This is a genomic window from Mycobacterium sp. SMC-4 (assembly GCF_050205565.1).
In the GTDB taxonomy this organism is placed as follows: domain Bacteria; phylum Actinomycetota; class Actinomycetes; order Mycobacteriales; family Mycobacteriaceae; genus Mycobacterium.
The window spans coordinates 219730-237372 of sequence record NZ_JBNMQU010000002.1 but is presented as its reverse complement, the minus strand read 5'-3'; the positions used below and the strand labels follow the sequence as shown (position 1 = coordinate 237372).

General features: G+C 68.5%; 13 protein-coding genes, 1 tRNA gene and 1 pseudogene. 10 read left to right on the top strand and 5 right to left on the bottom strand.

Annotated elements, in window-relative coordinates; translation table 11 throughout:
• Positions 1–154 precede the first annotated feature (154 nt).
• The gene (locus ACQI46_RS05875) at positions 155–1597 is read left to right on the top strand and encodes a nitrate/nitrite transporter (protein ID WP_427093032.1); all 1443 of its coding nucleotides are present in this window, start codon (positions 155–157) and stop codon (positions 1595–1597) included.
• Entirely contained in the window at positions 1594–5370 is a 3777-nt protein-coding gene (locus tag ACQI46_RS05870; RefSeq protein ID WP_427093031.1) for a molybdopterin-dependent oxidoreductase, read from the top strand. The genes ACQI46_RS05875 and ACQI46_RS05870 overlap by 4 nt, the downstream gene beginning before the upstream one ends.
• Here ACQI46_RS05870 and ACQI46_RS05865 read toward each other — a convergent pair.
• Positions 5349–6656: an acyltransferase family protein gene (locus ACQI46_RS05865; RefSeq protein WP_427093030.1), complete on the bottom strand. Its 1308-nt coding sequence runs from the start codon at positions 6654–6656 to the stop codon at positions 5349–5351. The genes ACQI46_RS05870 and ACQI46_RS05865 overlap by 22 nt on opposite strands.
• A 198-nt stretch (positions 6657–6854) precedes the next feature.
• On the opposite strand from ACQI46_RS05865, the pseudogene ACQI46_RS05860 reads away from it, so the two are divergent.
• Positions 6855–9170: pseudogene (locus ACQI46_RS05860) on the top strand (arylsulfatase); the annotation flags it as partial.
• A gap of 47 nt (positions 9171–9217) precedes the next feature.
• Here the strand turns inward: ACQI46_RS05860 and ACQI46_RS05855 are convergent.
• Positions 9218–9303 (bottom strand) — tRNA-Leu (locus tag ACQI46_RS05855).
• Between the two features lie 104 nt (positions 9304–9407).
• On the opposite strand from ACQI46_RS05855, the gene ACQI46_RS05850 reads away from it, so the two are divergent.
• Together ACQI46_RS05850 and ACQI46_RS05845 are read left to right on the top strand one after the other, a co-directional pair.
• Positions 9408–10742 carry a M20/M25/M40 family metallo-hydrolase gene (locus tag ACQI46_RS05850; RefSeq protein ID WP_427093029.1) on the top strand — a complete coding sequence of 445 codons (1335 nt, stop codon included), beginning with the start codon at positions 9408–9410 and terminating at the stop codon, positions 10740–10742.
• A 27-nt stretch (positions 10743–10769) separates the two neighbouring features.
• The gene (locus ACQI46_RS05845; protein WP_427093028.1) at positions 10770–11306 is read left to right on the top strand and encodes a YbhB/YbcL family Raf kinase inhibitor-like protein; all 537 of its coding nucleotides are present in this window, start codon (positions 10770–10772) and stop codon (positions 11304–11306) included.
• A 519-nt stretch (positions 11307–11825) separates the two neighbouring features.
• Here the strand turns inward: ACQI46_RS05845 and ACQI46_RS05840 are convergent.
• Genes ACQI46_RS05840 through ACQI46_RS05830 form a run of 3 tightly spaced genes read right to left on the bottom strand, consistent with a single transcriptional unit; the run spans position 11826 to position 14175 of the window.
• A complete protein-coding gene (locus ACQI46_RS05840) occupies positions 11826–12887 on the bottom strand; it encodes a quinone-dependent dihydroorotate dehydrogenase (protein ID WP_427093027.1) in 1062 nt (353 codons plus the stop codon).
• Positions 12887–13147: a DUF5703 family protein gene (locus tag ACQI46_RS05835; protein WP_427093026.1), complete on the bottom strand. Its 261-nt coding sequence runs from the start codon at positions 13145–13147 to the stop codon at positions 12887–12889. Before ACQI46_RS05835 ends, ACQI46_RS05840 begins: the two co-directional genes overlap by 1 nt.
• The gene (locus ACQI46_RS05830) at positions 13144–14175 is read right to left on the bottom strand and encodes a YncE family protein (RefSeq protein ID WP_427093196.1); all 1032 of its coding nucleotides are present in this window, start codon (positions 14173–14175) and stop codon (positions 13144–13146) included. Before ACQI46_RS05830 ends, ACQI46_RS05835 begins: the two co-directional genes overlap by 4 nt.
• Positions 14176–14297: 122 nt before the next feature.
• Between ACQI46_RS05830 and ACQI46_RS05825 the strand changes: the two genes are divergently transcribed.
• From ACQI46_RS05825 to ACQI46_RS05805, 5 genes are read left to right on the top strand one after another with little or no spacing between them, the layout of a single operon-like run.
• Positions 14298–14609: a hypothetical protein gene (locus ACQI46_RS05825; RefSeq protein WP_427093025.1), complete on the top strand. Its 312-nt coding sequence runs from the start codon at positions 14298–14300 to the stop codon at positions 14607–14609.
• Between the two features lie 42 nt (positions 14610–14651).
• A complete protein-coding gene (locus tag ACQI46_RS05820) occupies positions 14652–15482 on the top strand; it encodes an undecaprenyl-diphosphate phosphatase (RefSeq protein ID WP_427093195.1) in 831 nt (276 codons plus the stop codon).
• Positions 15479–16195, top strand: coding sequence for a histidine phosphatase family protein (locus ACQI46_RS05815; RefSeq protein WP_427093024.1), 717 nt, complete (start codon positions 15479–15481; stop codon positions 16193–16195). The genes ACQI46_RS05820 and ACQI46_RS05815 overlap by 4 nt, the downstream gene beginning before the upstream one ends.
• A gap of 21 nt (positions 16196–16216) precedes the next feature.
• Positions 16217–16804, top strand: coding sequence for a DUF3090 domain-containing protein (locus ACQI46_RS05810; RefSeq protein WP_370490217.1), 588 nt, complete (start codon positions 16217–16219; stop codon positions 16802–16804).
• Entirely contained in the window at positions 16788–17633 is an 846-nt protein-coding gene (locus ACQI46_RS05805; protein ID WP_427093023.1) for an SCO1664 family protein, read from the top strand. The genes ACQI46_RS05810 and ACQI46_RS05805 overlap by 17 nt, the downstream gene beginning before the upstream one ends.
• Positions 17634–17643: the final 10 nt, after the last annotated feature.

Below are 17643 nucleotides of genomic sequence, written 5' to 3'. Positions count from 1 at the left end.
TCGTGGGGGTTTCGTCTGCGCGTCGCGCGTGAGTCTGCGCCGGGGTGCGGGGCCGCGGTCTCACCGTCGGCCCGGCCGATATGTGAGGCGCTTTTTTCGTACCGGTCACCGACGTGCAACCGGTGCGGAATGGCTCGGCAGTTGACTTTGATCCGTGGCAACTACAGCAGCAACCCGCAACCGCGACATCGAGCACTGGGATCCAGAAGACGTCGACGCGTGGGAAGGCGTCGGCGGCAAGCCCGCCGGAAAAGACATCGCCCGACGCAACCTGATCTGGTCGATCGTGGCCGAGCACGTCGGCTTCTCGGTGTGGTCGATCTGGTCGGTGATGGTGCTGTTCATGCCGCAGGACGTCTACGGCATCGACGCGGCAGGCAAGTTCTACCTGGTGGCCGTTCCCACGCTGGTGGGGGCGTTCATGCGGATTCCCTACACCATCGCGCCGGCCCGCTTCGGTGGCCGCAACTGGACCATCGTCAGCGCGCTGCTCCTGCTCATCCCGACCGCGCTGACGCTGTATTACATGAAGAACCCGGCGTCCTACACCACCTACATGGTGATCGCCGCGTTCGCCGGCCTGGGGGGCGGCAACTTCGCGTCGTCGATGACCAACATCAACGCGTTCTATCCGCAGCGTCTCAAAGGATGGGCGTTGGGCCTCAACGCCGGCGGCGGCAACATCGGCGTCCCGGTGATCCAGCTCATCGGTCTGCTCGTGATCGCCGCGGTGGGCAACGCCCGACCCGAAATCGTCTGCGCCATCTACCTGGTCGCCATCGCGGGTGCGGCGCTGGGCGCAGCCATGTACATGGACAATCTGCGCAATCAGAAGTCCAACTTCGGGGCGCTGATCGAGGCGATGCGGTTCAAGCACTCGTGGGTGATGAGCTTCCTCTACATCGGCACGTTCGGCTCGTTCATCGGCTTCTCGTTCGCGTTCGGTCAGGTGCTGCAGATCAACTTCCTGGCCTCTGGTGACACGCCCGCGCAGGCGTCGCTGCACGCCGCCCAGATCGCCTTCCTGGGACCGCTTCTCGGCTCGATCGCGCGGCCGTTCGGCGGCAAGCTCGCCGACCGGGTCGGTGGCGGCCGGATCACCCTCTACACCTTCGTGGCGATGATGCTCGCCGCCGGCATCGTCGTGATCGCCGGCACGCTCGACGACGCGTCAGCCGGTGCGCCCACGAGCGGCCAGATGGCCGGCTACGTCATCGGTTTCATCCTGTTGTTCGTGCTGTCCGGTATCGGCAACGGCTCCACCTACAAGATGATCCCGTCGATCTTCGAGGCCAAGGCGCAGGGCCGTGACGACCTCGACGCGACCGAGAAGGCCGCGTGGTCGCGCGCGATGTCCGGTGCGCTGATCGGTTTCGCCGGCGCCGTCGGCGCGCTCGGCGGGGTGTTCATCAACGTGGTGCTGCGCGCTTCCTATGTCGGAGAGGCACAGTCGGCGACCAACGCGTTCTGGGTGTTCCTCGGCTTCTACATCGTCTGCGCCGTCGTCACCTGGGCGGTGTTCCTGCGCCTCAAGGAACACCGCGTCTACGAACACATCGGACGCACCCCGGCACCGAGCGCCGCCGCCCAGACATGACCCGGACCGCCTGCTCGTACTGCGGCGTCGGGTGCGGGATCTCCGTCGAGACCCGTCCCGACGCCGCGACCGGCGCGCCGGTGATCGCCACGGTCACCGGAGACAAGTTGCACCCCAGCAACTTCGGACGGTTGTGCACGAAGGGTGCCACCCACGCCGAGGTGATGACCAGCACCGACGGGCGGCTCACCTCGGCGCTGCTGCGTCCGTCCCGGGGCGGCGACCCGGTCCCGTGCGACGTCGACGACGCCGTGGACGCCGCGGCAGAGCGCCTGCGCGCCATCGTCGACGAACACGGCCCCGACGCGGTCGCGGTGTACCTGTCGGGCCAGATGTCGCTGGAAGCGCAGTACGTCGCCACCAAGCTGGCCAAAGGTTTTCTACGCACCGTGCATCTGGAGTCGAACTCGCGGCTGTGCATGGCCAGCGCCGGCACCGGCTACAAGCAGTCTCTGGGTGCTGACGGTCCGCCCGGCTCGTATGAGGACTTCGACTGCACCGACCTGTTCTTCGTCATCGGCTCCAACATGGCCGACTGTCATCCGATCCTGTTCTTGCGCATGGCCGATCGACTCAAGGCCGGAGCGAAGCTGATCGTGGTGGACCCTCGCCGCACCGCGACCGCCGAGCGCGCCGACCTGCACTTGCAGATCCGTCCCGGCACCGACCTGGCGCTGCTCAACGGTCTGCTGCACCTACTGGTCGCCGACGGCGCCATCGACGAGGAGTTCATCGCCGCGCACACCGAAGGCTGGGACGCGATGCCGGCGTTTCTGGCCGACTATCCGCCCGACCGCGTCGCCGCACTCACCGGTCTGGCCGAAGCCGACATCCGCACTGCCGCCACGATGATCGCCGAGGCCGGCGAGTGGATGAGTTGCTGGACGATGGGACTGAACCAGAGCACCCGCGGCACCGCGAACACCAACGCGATCTGCAATCTGCATCTGGCCACCGGAGCCATCTGCCGGCCCGGCAGCGGACCGTTGTCGTTGACCGGGCAGCCCAACGCGATGGGCGGCCGCGAAATGGGCTACATGGGGCCCGGTCTTCCGGGGCAGCGGGTGGTCACCAGCGCCGAGGACCGCGCCTTCGTCGAGCAGCAGTGGGGCCTGCCGCCGGACACCATCCGCTCCGAGGTCGGTCCCGGCACCGTCGAGACGTTCCGCGGCCTGCGCGACGGCCGCATCAAGGCCGTCTGGATCATCTGCACCAATCCTGTTGCCAGCCTGGCCAATCGGGACACGGTGATCGCCGGCCTGCAGAACGCGGAGCTGGTGATCACCCAGGACGTCTACGCCGACACCGCCACCAACCGGTTCGCCGACATCGTGCTGCCGGCGGCTCTGTGGTCGGAGTTCGATGCTGTCACGGTCAGCTCCGAACGGACGCTGACCCTGTCCCCGCAATGCACCGCCGCGCCTGGACAGGCCCGCCCCGACTGGCAGCTGATCTGCGCGGTGGCCGAACGTCTCGGGTTCGGCGAGCACTTCGCCTACACCTCAGCGGCGCAGATCTTCGACGAGATCCGCCGCTTCCACAACCCGCGCACCGGCTACGACCTGCGCGGCATCACCTACACGCGGCTACGCGAAACCCCGGTGCAGTGGCCGTGCCCCAGTGACGATGCGCCGGCACGCAATCCGATCCGCTACCTCAACGACGGTGTTTCGCAGGACCTGTTCGCCGACACCGACGGCACCCGGCCCCGGCTGGCGTTTCCCACCCCGTCGCGGCGCGCGGCGTTCCTGCCACGCCCGTACCTACCTGCCGCTGAGGCCGCCGACGACGAGTTCCCGGTGATCCTGAACACCGGTCGCGTGCAGCACCAATGGCACACCATGACCAAGACCGGCCGCGTCGCGCGGCTCAACCGACTCAACCCGGGCCCGGTGCTGGAGATCCACCCGGACGACGCTGCGAAACTGGGCGTTTGCGAGGGGACGCGTGTGGAGGTGCAGTCGCGGCGCGGCCGCGCGGTGCTGCCCGCGACGCTGACCGAACGGGTGCTGCCGGGCACCGCGTGGGCGCCGTTCCATTGGAACGACGAACACGGCCCCGAGGTGACCGTCAACGCCGTCACCAACGACGCCGTCGACCCGTACTCCCTGCAACCGGAGCTGAAGGTGTGCGCGGTGCGTCTGACGCCGCTGCCGACCGACCTGCCGGCCGGCAGCGAACCGCCGGCCGACGAGTCTGAGGACGCAACCGGACCTCTGGTGCTGTGGGCGTCGCAGACCGGCAACGCAGAGGAGCTCGCCGGCGCGCTCGGCGCCCGGTTGCCCGGTGCCCGGCTGCGGGCGATGGACGACGTCGACCCTGCCGCGTTGTCCGGTTCGGTGATCATGGTGACCAGTACCTTCGGGGACGGCGGGCCACCCGACAACGGTGCCGCGTTCTGGGAGCGGTTGGCCTCCGCGCAGGCTCCGGCGCTGGCAGGTGTCGATTACACAGTGCTTGGTCTCGGCGACCGGTCCTACGCCGAATTCTGCGGCCACGCACGCGCTTTGGATGCGCGGATGACCGAGCTCGGTGCTGTCCGGATCGCCGACCGCGCCGACTGCGAGGTGTCCGACGACGCACCGCTGAACGGGTGGATGCGGTCGGTGCTCACCGCGATGGGCGCAGCAGCGGACACATCGACCGACAGTCCCGCCCCGTTCACCCGGCAGCATCCGGTGCACGCACCGCTGTGCCGCAACACCGCCCTGACCCCGGCCACGTCGGCCCAGCAGGTCCACCACATCGGGTTCGACATCAGTGGCCGCGGTCTGACCTATGCGGCCGGCGATTCGTTGGGTGTCTACGTGCGAAACTCCGCCGAGGTCGTCGGAAAGTGGTTGGCGGCAACCGGATTCACCGGTGGTGAATCCGTCGTCGTCGACGGGCAGGACATGTCGCTGCACACTGCGCTGACGTCGCACTACGACGTGGGTAAGGTGACGCCCGACCTCGTGGCGTTCGTCGCCGCGAACTGCGTCGGCCCGGACCTGGCCAAGCGGTTGCGCAAGGACCGTGACGCGCTGCAGGCGTGGCTGGTCGACCGCAATGGGCTCGACCTGGTCGAGGAATTCGCGGTGCGCGCAGACATCGAGGCGTGGCAGCAGGTGCTGGTCCGGTTGACTCCACGGCAGTATTCGATCTCGTCGAGCCCCCTGGTGAGCCCGGACGAAGTGCAGCTGACGGTGGGGGTGGTGCGGTACGGAAGAGACGGCGCCAGCCCGCGCGGGGGAGTGGCGTCGACCTACCTCGCCGGCGCCCCATCCGGCGCCACCGTGCCGGTGTTTTTGGCGCGGTCGCCGAACTTCCGTCCCCCGCAGGACCCGCGCACCCCCATGATCATGGTGGGCCCCGGCACCGGGATCGCGCCGTTCCGGGCGTTCCTGCAGGAACGCAGTGCCCTTGGACATCGCGGACCGAACTGGTTGTTCTTCGGTGGTCGCCACCGCGCCCAGAACTTCTACTACCGCGACGACCTCCTCGACATGGTGGACGGCGGGCTGCTCAACCGCCTCGATCTCGCGTTCTCGCGCGATCAGAGACAACGGGTGTACGTCCAGCACAAGATGCTCGACTATGGGCGCGACGTGTGGAGCTGGCTCGAGGACGGGGCCCACTTCTACGTCTGCGGTGACGCCACCCAGATGGCACGCGACGTCGACGACGCGCTGACCGAGATCATCCGCACCCACGGCGGCATGAGCCAGGACAAGGCGCGTGACTACAAGCGCCGGATGGTCGCCGACAAGCGCTATGTGCGCGACGTGTACTGAGTGGTCCGCGGCCGGGCCGCGACCAGCAGCGCGCCGACGCCGAACAAGACGATCGCGCTGACCGGGAGCCGGCCGTCGGGTGCAAATCCGTTGGCCGACAACAGCGCCAGCGCCAACGCGGAGGACGCGGTGCCGGCATAGAGCAGCGCCTCACCGAGCGCAGGCGGGACGGGCACCGCGAACGTCGGCACCGGGGCGGCGAAGAAGCGTCGCTGCCAGAACAGCAGGCACAGCAGGCCCGCGGTCACCACTGCCAGCACGATCTCCCACTGCAGCCGCGCCAGCCACCAAGCACCGGACCCGAGCTCCGGTTGGGGCAGCAGCCCGGTCGGGTAGCCGATCAGCGTGACCACGATGACCGGCATCATGTGCCACAGGTACAGCGCCATCACGTTGTTGTTGGCGACGCCGAGTAGTCGCGGCCATGCGCCGCGCGCGAGCGCCCGGTTCATCAGCGGCACCAGCGCGAGCAACACGCAGATCTGCACGGTCGCCAACGCCAACAGCGCCACCGAGGGCGGCGCGGAATTCTCGACGCGGACGCCCGGCACGCCGATCATCGCGATCGGGTACGGGCCCCACGTCACCAGGATCGGCAGCGCGACCGCGGCGGCCGTCGCCAGAGCCACCAGCACGCGTTGTCGCAGAAGCGCGCCGTGCCAGGCGATTCCGAGCTGGTAGATGGCCGCCCAGCAGAAGAAGTAGTTCAGCGTGCGGATCTGCTGCTGCTCGGTGGTGATGCCGACGATGTCGACGAGCACCACACCCGCGGCCAGGACGGCGGGAACCGCCAGCCCGAACCGGGAGTGGGCGGCCACCGCCACCGGGGTCAGCGCCACCACCATCAGATACACCGCCAGGAACCACAGGTGCATGGCCACCGCCCAGCCGCCGAGGGCCAGCACCGATCCGTCGATACCCACGGCCAGCAGCACCGCCATCACCACGATCACGAACCCGACGTAGACCGCCGTCGGCCCCAGCGTGCGCGCGACCCGGCGGCGCACCCACTCCTGGCGCGACGCGGTCGCGGGATCCCGCCGCGCCCACGACACCGCGCTCGCGTACCCGGCGACGGCGAAGAACACCGGCACCACCTGGAACCCCCAGGTGAGCCACTGCGTCCACGGCATCAGGACCAGAGGGTTGTCGCGACCGAACTCGCCGTCGCGGTAGGTCATCACCGACAGCAGCCAGTGCCCGATGACGACGAGCATGACCGCTGCGGAACGGTAGAGATCGAGCGCGAGTTCACGCGCCGGTGCCGAAGCTCTGGTGGTGTCCATCGCTGACCATTCTGCGGGCGGTGGCCCCGACAAGGCGGGAAGCGCTCGATCGAGTGTCCGAAACGGGTCATTTCCGGCCGTGGCGCGCCTAGCCTTTGGGAAGCTGGTCCGGTGGGGAACAGACCATTCGCGCAGGCAGCTGATCCCGATGGATCCTCCGGACTGAGGTGAAGGAGATCGAGCATGGACAGCAAGCCGTTCGAGGGCGTGATCAATCTCGATGTGCGCGATTCCGTGCCGGACTGGGGGCCGTTCACTCCACCGCGACCTCCCGAGGACGCTCCGAACGTGCTGGTGATCCTCTACGACGACACCGGTTTGGCGGCATGGTCGCCGTTCGGCGGCGGGGTGGAGATGCCGACGTTGCAGAAGCTCGCCGACCGGGGCCTGTCCTACAGCCAGTGGCACACCACAGCGCTGTGCTCGCCGACCCGGTCCACATTTCTGACCGGCCGCAACCACCACCTCAACGGCTGCTCCTCCATCACCGAGGCGGCACAGGGCTTCCCCGGCTGGAACGGCCGCATACCCGAACAGTGCGCCACCATCGGCCACGTTCTGCAGGACGCCGGATGGAGCACATTCTGGTTGGGCAAGAACCACAACGTCCCCGAACAGGATGTCGCGCCGGGTGCCGGGCGGTCGCAGTGGCCGCTGCAGCAGGGCTTCGACCGCTTCTACGGTTTCCTCGGTGGCGAGACGAACCAGTGGTTCCCCGACCTGGTCGAGGACAACAAGTTCATCGATCAGCCCTACGGGCCCGACGAGGGCTATCACCTGTCCAAGGACCTGGTCGATCAGGCGCTGCAGATGATCCGCGACCAGAAGGCGTCCAACCCGTCCAAGCCGTGGTTCATGTGGTTGTGTCCGGGCGCCAATCATGCGCCGCACCAAGCCCCCAGGGCGTACATCGACAAGTACAAGGGCAAGTTCGACGCAGGCTACGAGGCCTACCGGGAGTGGGTGCTGGCCCGGATGATCGACAAGGGATTGTTGCCCCAGGACACCAGGTTGACGCCCATCAACCCGATGCCCGGCGACGTCGCCAACCCAGCGGACGCCGTTCGTCCCTGGGACTCCCTCGACCCGGACGAGCGCAAGCTGTTCGCCCGGATGGCCGAGGTGTGGGCCGGACTGTCGGAGTACACCGACGCGCAGATCGGCCGCCTGATCGACTACCTCGAGCAGACCGGCCAGTTGGAGAACACGATCGTCTTCTACTGCGCCGACAACGGCACTTCCGGGGAGGGAAGTCCCAGCGGATCGGTCAACGAGAACAAGTTCTTCAACAACTACCCGGACGAGTTGTCAGAGAACATGAAGTACTTCGACGTGCTCGGTGGCCAGGACACCTACGGTCATTTCCCGACCGGGTGGGCGGTGGCGTTCTCCACACCGTTCCAGATGTTCAAACGCTACTCCGAGTACGCGGGCGGCACCTGCTGCCCATTGGTGATCTCCTGGCCCAAAGGGATTGCGGCGCAAGGAGAAGTCCGCAAGCAGTACCACCACTGCACCGACATCGTCCCCACCATCCTCGATGTGTGTGGGCTGGAGATGCCGACGGTGTATCGCGGCGTCGAGCAATTCCCGCTGTCCGGGGTGTCGATGCGGTACACGTTCGATGCGGCTCCAGACGCGCCCACCCGCAAGACGCGGCAGTACTACGCGATGCTCGGCACCCGCGGGATCTGGGAAAGCGGCTGGAAAGCCGCTGCGGTTCACGCCGCGCTGAGCGGACAAGGACATTTCGACGAGGACACCTGGGAGCTCTACCACGTCGACAGCGACCGATCGGAGTCGATCGATCTCGCCGCCCGCCATCCCGAGAAACTGCAGGAACTGATCGCCGCCTGGAACGAGGAGGCCGAGAGGAACCTCGTGCTGCCGCTCGACGATCGCAGCCCTCAGGAGATTCTGACCGTCGAGCGGCCGTCGCAGGAGCCGCCGCGGCAGCGCTACGTCTACTACCCGGGCACCTCACCGGTCCCGGAGGGGGTCGCGGTCAACGTGCGGGGCCGGTCCTACAAGATCCTGGCCGATGTGCAGATCGACGGTCCCGACTGCTCGGGGGTGATCTTTGCGCACGGTAGCCGGTTCGGCGGCCACGCGCTCTACGTCAAGGACCGCAGACTGCACTACAGCTACAACTTCCTGGGCATCGAACCAGAGCAGAAGTTCATCTCCGACGAGCTCACACCCGGCCGGCACACGCTGGGAATGGAGTTCATCCGTCAGCGCGCCGGTGAGCACGGTGAATCGCTGGGGACCACCACGCTCTACGTCGACGATCACGTGGCCGCCCAGGGCGACATGCGCGCCCAGTCCGGGAAGTTCACCCTGTCCGGCGACGGGCTGTGCATCGGGCGCGACAGCGGCGACGCGGTCAGCCGGGACTACCAGACGCCCGGCACCTTCACCGGCGGCACCATCGATTTCGTGGCGGTCACCGTCGAGGAGGCGCAGTACCTGGACCTCGAGAAGCTGGCGGCAGCGGCCTTGGCTGTCGACTGAGACTGGCGCGCCGGCGAAACAATGTTCCACCGGCGTGTCGACGATTGTGTCCGAGGGGGGACTTGAACCCCCACGCCCGTTAATAGGGCACTAGCACCTCAAGCTAGCGCGTCTGCCATTCCGCCACTCGGACCTGCTCTGCGGCAGCTAAGGCTAACGGATCGCCCATCCCCGGACCAAACCAGCCGGACCGACCGAGACCGGGGCGCGCGGACCAACAGTGGTAGGAAAGGGACTGTGACGTCCGCACCGACACCCAGCGACGAGGTCGTCGACATCGTCAGCACTCTCATCCGGTTCGACACCTCCAACACCGGCGACCCCGCCACCACCAAAGGCGAGGCCGAATGCGCCCGATGGGTGGTCGAGCAGCTCACCGAGGTCGGATACGAGTGTGAATACATCGAGGCCGGGGCGCCAGGGCGAGCCAATGTCTTCGCGCGGCTACCCGGGGCCGACCGGTCGCGGGGCGCGCTGATGCTGCACGGCCACCTCGACGTGGTGCCCGCCGAGGCCGCGGACTGGAGCGTGCACCCGTTCTCCGGCGCCGTCGAGGACGGCTACGTGTGGGGCCGCGGCGCGGTCGACATGAAAGACATGGTCGGGATGATCATCGCGGTGGCACGGCACTTCAAACGGGCCGGCATCGTGCCGCCGCGCGACCTGGTGTTCGCGTTCGTCTCCGACGAGGAGGCCGGCGGCAATTACGGCTGCCGGTGGCTGGTGGACAACCGGCCCGATCTGTTCGAGGGCGTCACCGAAGCGGTGGGGGAGGTCGGCGGGTTCTCGCTGACGGTGCCGCGTCGCGACGGCGGCGAGCGCCGGCTGTATCTGATCGAAACCGCCGAGAAGGCGATGATGTGGATGCGATTGAGTGCGCGCGGTCGTGCCGGGCACGGATCGATGGTGCACGACGACAACGCCGTCACCGCGGTCGCCGAGGCCGTCGCCAAGCTGGGCCGGCACCGTTTCCCGATCGTGCTGACCGAGGCGGTCGAGCAGTTCCTCACCGCGGTCGCCGAGGAGACCGGCTACACGTTCGACCCGTCGTCGCCGGATTTGGAGGGCACCGTCGCCAAGCTCGGCGGCATCGCGCGCATCGTCGGCGCGACGCTACGCGACACCGCCAACCCGACCATGCTCAAAGCCGGATACAAAGCCAACGTGATCCCGGGCACCGCCGAAGCCATCGTCGACTGCCGCGTCCTGCCCGGCCGGCTGGCAGCTTTCGAGCGCGAGGTCGACGAGATCATCGGGCCGGATGTGACGCGCGAGTGGGTCACCGAACTGCCTTCCTACGAAACCCCGTTCGACGGTGAGCTGCTGGAGGCGATGAACAACGCGATCCTGGCCGCCGATCCCGAGGCCCGCACCGTGCCCTACATGCTTTCCGGGGGCACGGATGCAAAACACTTCGCGCGCTTGGGGATTCGCTGCTTCGGCTTCGCACCGCTGCGGTTGCCGCCCGATCTCGACTTCGCTGCGCTGTTCCACGGTGTCGACGAACGGGTACCCGTCGACGCGTTGACGTTCGGAGCGAACGTGCTCGAACACTTCCTGTTGCACTGCTGATCAACCGACGAGAAAGGTATGACCGCTGTGGCGTTTCCCTACAATCCGTACGATTTCCTGCCCGATCTCCCGACCTTCACCGTGACCTCCCAATCCTTCACCGACGGTGGACCGTTGGCCAACGATCAGGTCAGCGGCATCATGGGCGCCGGCGGTTCCGACGTGTCGCCGCAGCTGAGCTGGTCGGGCTTCCCCGAGACGACGCGCAGCTTCGCGGTCACCGTCTTCGACCCCGACGCGCCCACCGCCTCCGGGTTCTGGCACTGGGCGGTGTTCAACCTGCCGGCGACGGTCACCGAACTGCCCGCCGGTGTCGGCGACGGTAGCTCGAGCGGATTCCCCGGCGACGCAGTCACTTTGGCCAACGACGCCGGACTCAAGCGCTACATCGGCGCTGCACCGCCACCCGGACACGGCCCGCACCGCTACATCGTGGCCGTGCACGCCGTCGGGGTGGAGAAGCTCGACGTCCCGGCCGACGCGACTCCGGCGTACCTGGGCTTCAACCTGTTCAACCAGGCCATCGCGCGGGCGCTGATCCACGGCACTTACGAGCAGAACTAGGTCCACGCAGACCCCACGGTCCCGCAGGTCACACCAGGGTCCGCGCAGACCACACGGGTCCCGCATGCCACACAGGTCCCAGGGGCAGACCACGTCGGGTCCGCGCGGATCACACGAGTCCCGCATGCCACACAGGCCCCAGGGGTAGACCACACTAGGTCCGCGCGGACCACACGAGTCCCGCATGCCACACAGGCCCCAGGGGCAGACCACACCCAGGTCCGCGCAGACCACACGAGTCCCACCTATCTGCCTTTTGCAGGGAAAGTGCGAGAAGAGTCCTGCATTATGCGGATAGGTGGGGCTGGTGTGGTTCAAGCGGCCCGGGGAGCGCTCGAGTTGGGGCTGGTGTGGTTCAAGCGGCCCGGGGAGCGCTCGAGTTGGGGCTGGTGTGGTTCGGGCGGCACGGCAAGCGCCCGAGGTGGGGCTGGTGTGGTTCGAGCGGCCCCGAGCGGCCCGGAACGCTCGAACGGCCCAAGCGGCCCCGAGCGGCCCGCCTCAACCCAACCGGCCCGCGAACTACCCTGCCGCCGAGCCGACCGCGTCGGTGAGGCTGCCGAAACCGTTGTCGTGCAGGCGGCGGGCGATCCCGTCATGGATCTTGCTGGCCCACAGCCCGCCGCCGTACACGAAGCCGGTATAGCCCTGCAGCAGCGTCGCCCCGGCGGTGATGCGTTCCCAGGCGTGGTCGGCGGTTTCGATGCCGCCGACGCTGATCAGCACCATGCGGTCCCCGACGCGGCGGTACAGCGCGCGCAGCACCTCCAGCGAGCGCCGGGCCACCGGCGGCCCCGACACCCCGCCCGCGCCCAGCGCCTCGACCCCGGGAGTGGCCAGACCGGCCCTCGAGATCGTCGTGTTGGTCGCGACGATGCCGGCCAGCCCGAGCTCGACCGCCAGATCGGCGATGTCGTCGATGTCGGAGTCGGCGAGATCCGGTGCGATCTTGACCAGCACCGGCGTCGACGTCTCGGCCAGCACCGCCTGCAGGATCGGACGTAGCGACTCGACGGACTGCAGGTCGCGCAGCCCGGGTGTGTTCGGGGAACTCACGTTGACCACCAGGTACGTGGCCAGCGGGCCGAGCAGTCGGGCGCTGTGCGCGTAGTCGTCGGCCGCGGCCTCGGCGGGGGTGGCCTTGCTCTTGCCGATGTTGACCCCGATCGGCACGTCGGCGGCGCGGCGGGTCAGCTGTGCGGCCAGCGCGGCGGCGCCGTGGTTGTTGAAACCCATGCGGTTGAGCAGCGCGCGATCCTCGGGGAGCCGGAACAGGCGGGGTGACGGGTTGCCGGGCTGCGGTCGCGCCGTGACCGTCCCGAGCTCGGCGTAGCCGAATCCCAATGCGCCCCAGGTCCGCACCCCGAGACCGTCCTTGTCGAAGCCGGCGGCCAATCCCAACGGTCCGGGAAAGCGCACCCCGAACACGGTGCTGGCCAGCGCAGGATCGTGCGGAGACAGCTTGCCGCGCAAGAGGTTACGGGACGCCGGGGTGGCGGTCGCGGCCCGCAGGCCGGCGAATACCGCAGTGTGGATGCGCTCGGGTTCGACGAGGAACAGCCCTCGTCGCAGCGCTTGGTACATCACAGTGCGGGCTGGTCGGGCAAGGGCAGCGTGTCCGCGCGTTTCCTGCGCCGCAACAGCACCCGTCGACTGCCGTCGGTGTACAGGCGCACGCGCGTCAACTCCCACCCGCGGTACTCGGCTTCGATCGACAGCCGCACCGACGCGCTGACGCGCGTGACGTCCGGCGGCAGCCGCAGTGGGATCCACTCGTACTCACCGGAATCCTCGGCCACCGCCTGATGCCAGGCTGCCGGCATCGGCCCTCGTGCCGAACTCATCGCGTTCCTTCCGCCGAGCGGATCACCTGAACCCCCGCACCCGCCCCGGAGACCACGTAGAGGGTGCCGGAGGCGTCGTCGAAGGCCAGCGAGTCGGGTTGCTGCACGGTCGGATAACGCACCTTCTCGACGGGGATGCCGGTTGCCAGATCGTAACCAACGACGGTGTTGGTCGCGCTCTGCGCCACCCACGCCCAGCCGTTGTCCGACGTCGCCAGCCCGTATGGCGCGTCCGCGACGGGGTAGCGCTGGCGCAGGATCAGTGGGTCGACGCCGTACACGAGCAGTTCGCCGCCGCGGGTGTCGGCGACCAGCACCCAGCCCGCGTCGTCGGCGACCATCGTGGTGGCGCCGTCACCGGCGCGTAGCGCCTGCTGTTTGCCGCTGCCCGCGGCGTCGAGCGCGGTCACCGAGGTCTGGGCGCGGTCCAGCACGACCGCGGTATCGCCGCTGGTCACCAGGTCGTCCACCCGCGCGAAGATCTTCACCTCGGCGGCGACGGAGGTGTCGTCGGCGAGCGTGAGCACCGCCCCGTCGGCGCTGCCCAGCACCAACCGGCCGTCGGCGCGCCGCGCGATCGCGGTGAACTCCACACCCTCGCGGCCGTCGATGTCGACGCGGGTCGCCGTGCGGTCGGTCAGATCGACCCGGTGGTAACCCCCGGTGGCTGCGACGAACACCACGCCGTCATGGCCGGTGATCGCCGTGGCCGGACCGGCGAGCGGCACCGCCTGCGGCTGCCCGGCACCGCTGAGAATCGTCAGCGCGGAGCCGCCGTCGTCGGCGGTCAGCACCACCAGGGATTGGGTCGACTCGTCGAACGTCGCGGCGCGCGCAGAAGCGTCCAGCGGCACCACCGTGCCCGGAAGGCTCCCGGTCGCCGGGGGAGACTGCGCGGCCTGAGCTGGGGTGATCGTCGGCGGTGGCACGTCGACCGGATTCGACGAGCACCCTGCCGCCAGCACGACGGCGGTCGCGGCCACGCCGAGGCGCCAGAGGGCGGGCTGCGGGTTTGGGCGGCAGGGCAATGGGTAGCTCTCGGTCGACATCGTGGGCAAAGCTGATCGAGGAGCCAGTCTATGCAACTGTGCACCGTGCCCCGGCGCGCGCTGCGCCGACGCGCAGTGGTCGCACGGGTAGTCTTCGGCTCATGACCGTCACGAGGGACCATGAAACCCCTGGTGAGAACTTCGAGGTGGAGGACATCACGACCGGTGTCCACGCCAGCGGCTTCGGCCAGGTCGGTGATGGCCGCACGTTCTCGTTCCACATCGAGCACCAGGAACTCGTCGTCGAGTTGTACCGTCCCCGGCTGCGCACCCTCGTCCCGGACAGCGACGACGTTGTCGCGCTGGCCACCCGCAAACTCACCGACATCGACTTGACCGACGAACGCAGTCTGATCGCCGCTGTCCGCGACGCGGTCACCGACGCGCAGCCGGTGCCCAGAACGCTGCGCTGACCCGATCACGGTACGGTCGTCGTCGTGACCGACGTACCTGCGATGTCGTGGCTGCAGGTGGTGGTCCTGTCCGTCCTGCAAGGACTCACCGAATTCCTGCCCGTGTCCTCGTCCGGGCACCTGGCGATCGCGTCGCGGGTCTTCTTCGACGACGACGCCGGCGCCTCGTTCACCGCGGTCAGCCAGCTCGGCACCGAAGCCGCGGTGCTCGTGTACTTCGCGCGCGACATCAAACGCATCGTGATCGCGTGGTTCGGCGGGCTGTTCGACGCCGCCCGCCGTAACCCCGACTACTGGCTGGGCTGGTGGGTGATCATCGGCACGATCCCGATCAGCGTCATCGGTCTGCTGCTCAAAGACCAGATCCGCACCGGCGCCCGCAACCTGTGGTTCATCGCCATCGCGCTGATCGTCTTCTCGCTGGTCATCGCCGCCGCGGAGCACTTCGGCCGGCAGGGCCGCAGAATCGAGCATCTGACCTGGAAGGACGCCGTGCTGGTCGGGTCGGCGCAGTGCCTGGCACTGCTACCGGGCGTCTCGCGCTCGGGGGCCACCATCAGCGCGGGCCTGTTCCTCGGCATGAACCGGGAAGTGGCGGCCCGCTTCGGGTTCCTGCTGGCCATCCCGGCGGTGTTCGCGTCCGGGCTGTTCTCGCTGCCCGATGCGTTCGCACCGTCCGGGGAAGGCATGAGCGCGAGCGGCCCGCAGCTGCTGGTGTCGACGGTGATCGCGTTCGTCGTCGGGTTCGCCGCCGTGGCGTGGTTTCTGCGGTTCCTCGTCCGCCACAGCATGTACTGGTTCGTCGGCTACCGCATCGTGTTGGGCGTGGTCGTGTTGATCCTGTTGTCGACCGGGGTGGTGGCAGCGACATGACCGTTCTGTTGGTGCGGCACGGCCGCTCGACGTCGAACACCGCACACACGCTGGCCGGGAGGTCAGCCGGGGTGGATCTCGACGATAGGGGGCGCGAGCAGGCGCAGGCGCTCGTGGAGCGCCTCGGCGGGCTGCCGATTCGCGCGATCGTCCGCTCACCGTTGCTGCGTTGCGAACGCACCATGGAGCCCTTGGCCGCGGCGTTGAAGCTCGATCCGGTCGTCGACGACCGGATCAGCGAGGTCGACTACGGGGCCTGGACCGGCCGCAAGATCGGCGAGCTGGTCAAGGAGCCGCTGTGGACGGTCGTGCAGCATCAGCCCAGCGCCGCGGTGTTCCCCGACGGGGAAGGTCTGGCCGCCGTGCAGGCCCGTGCGGTGGCCGCGGTCCGGGAGCACGACCGCAGGCTCGCCGACGAACACGGCGGCGACGTGCTGTGGGTCGCGTGCACGCACGGCGACGTCATCAAAGCCGTGCTGGCCGACGCGCTCGGCACCCACCTCGACAGCTTCCAACGCATCAACGCCGACCCCGCATCGGTCAGCGCTGTCCGCTATACGTCGATGCGGCCCTTCGTGATCCACGTCAACCACACCGGCGCGACGCTGAACTCGGCGCTGGTGGCGCCGCCGCCCAAAGATCCTGCCCAGGACGGATCCCCGACCTCCGATGTCCCTGCCGGCGACGCCGTCGTCGGCGGTTCGACGGACTGACCCGGTATTTTGGGAACTGCCATGGCCCGCGCAATCCACGTCTTCCGCACCCCTGACCGTTTCGTGGCCGGCACCGTCGGTGAGCCGGGAAACCGGACCTTCTACCTGCAGGCCGTCCACGACCGGCGCGTGGTGTCGGTCGTGCTGGAGAAGCAGCAGGTGGCGGTGCTCGCCGAGCGGATCGCCGCGCTGCTGCTGGAGATCAATCGCCGCTTCGGCACCCCGATCCCACCGGACACCGGCGAGGTGGAAGACCTCAGCCCGCTGATCACCCCGGTCGACGCGGAGTTCCGCGTCGGCACCATGGGCCTGGGGTGGGATTCCGAGGCCCAGACCGTCGTCGTGGAGTTGCTCGCGGTCTCCGACACCGAGTTCGACGCCTCGGTGGTCCTCGACGACGCCGAGGACGGACCCGACGCCGTGCGCGTCTTCCTGACCCCTGAGTCGGCCCGCGAGTTCGCCACGCGCTCGAACCGCGTCATCTCCGCTGGGCGACCGCCGTGCCCGCTGTGCGACGAACCCCTCGACTCCGACGGCCACATCTGTGTCCGAACCAACGGCTACCGGCGGGGCGAACTGGGCGCCGCCGGCGATGACGACGTTGTCTGAGGCAGCAACCGACGACGGCGAGGTGCTGCGCCGCGGGCAGCTGACCGTCATCGGCCGCATCCGGTCGGCGAGCAACGCGACGTTCCTGTGCGAAGCGGTGCTCGACGGCCGCAGCGTGCACTGCGTCTACAAACCTGTGGCGGGCGAGGCGCCGCTGTGGGATTTCCCGGACGGCACGCTGGCCGGCCGGGAACGCGGCTCGTATCTGGTTTCGGCGGCGCTGGGGTGGAATGTGGTGCCCTACACCATCATCCGCGACGGCCCCGCCGGTCCCGGCATGCTGCAACGCTGGGTGGACCAGCCCAGCGACGAGCCACCTGTCGACGATCCCACCGACGACGAAGCTCCGAGCGGGCCGGACCTGGTGGACCTGGTGCCTGCCGGCGCCGTCCCGGCGGGTTTCCTGCCGGTGCTGCAGGCCTATGACTACGCCGGCGACGAGGTCACGCTGGTGCACGCCGACGACGACCGGTTACGCCGGCTTGCGGTGTTCGACGTGCTGGTCAACAACGCCGACCGTAAGGGTGGTCACGTGCTGTGCGGCGTCGACGGCAACGTCTACGGCGTCGACCACGGCGTCACGCTGCACGTCGAGGACAAGTTGCGCACCGTGCTGTGGGGGTGGGCCGGCAAGCCGGTCGACGACTCCACGCTCAACGACGTCGCCGCCCTCGCCGAAGCGCTGAACGGTCCGCTCGCCGCCGACCTGCGTGAGCACATCACCAGAGACGAAATCGCTGCTCTGCGCGCCAGAGTCGTTGACCTACTGCGCAACCCGGTGATGCCCACACCCGACCGGCGGCGGCCCATACCGTGGCCCGCGTTCTGACGTGATCTAC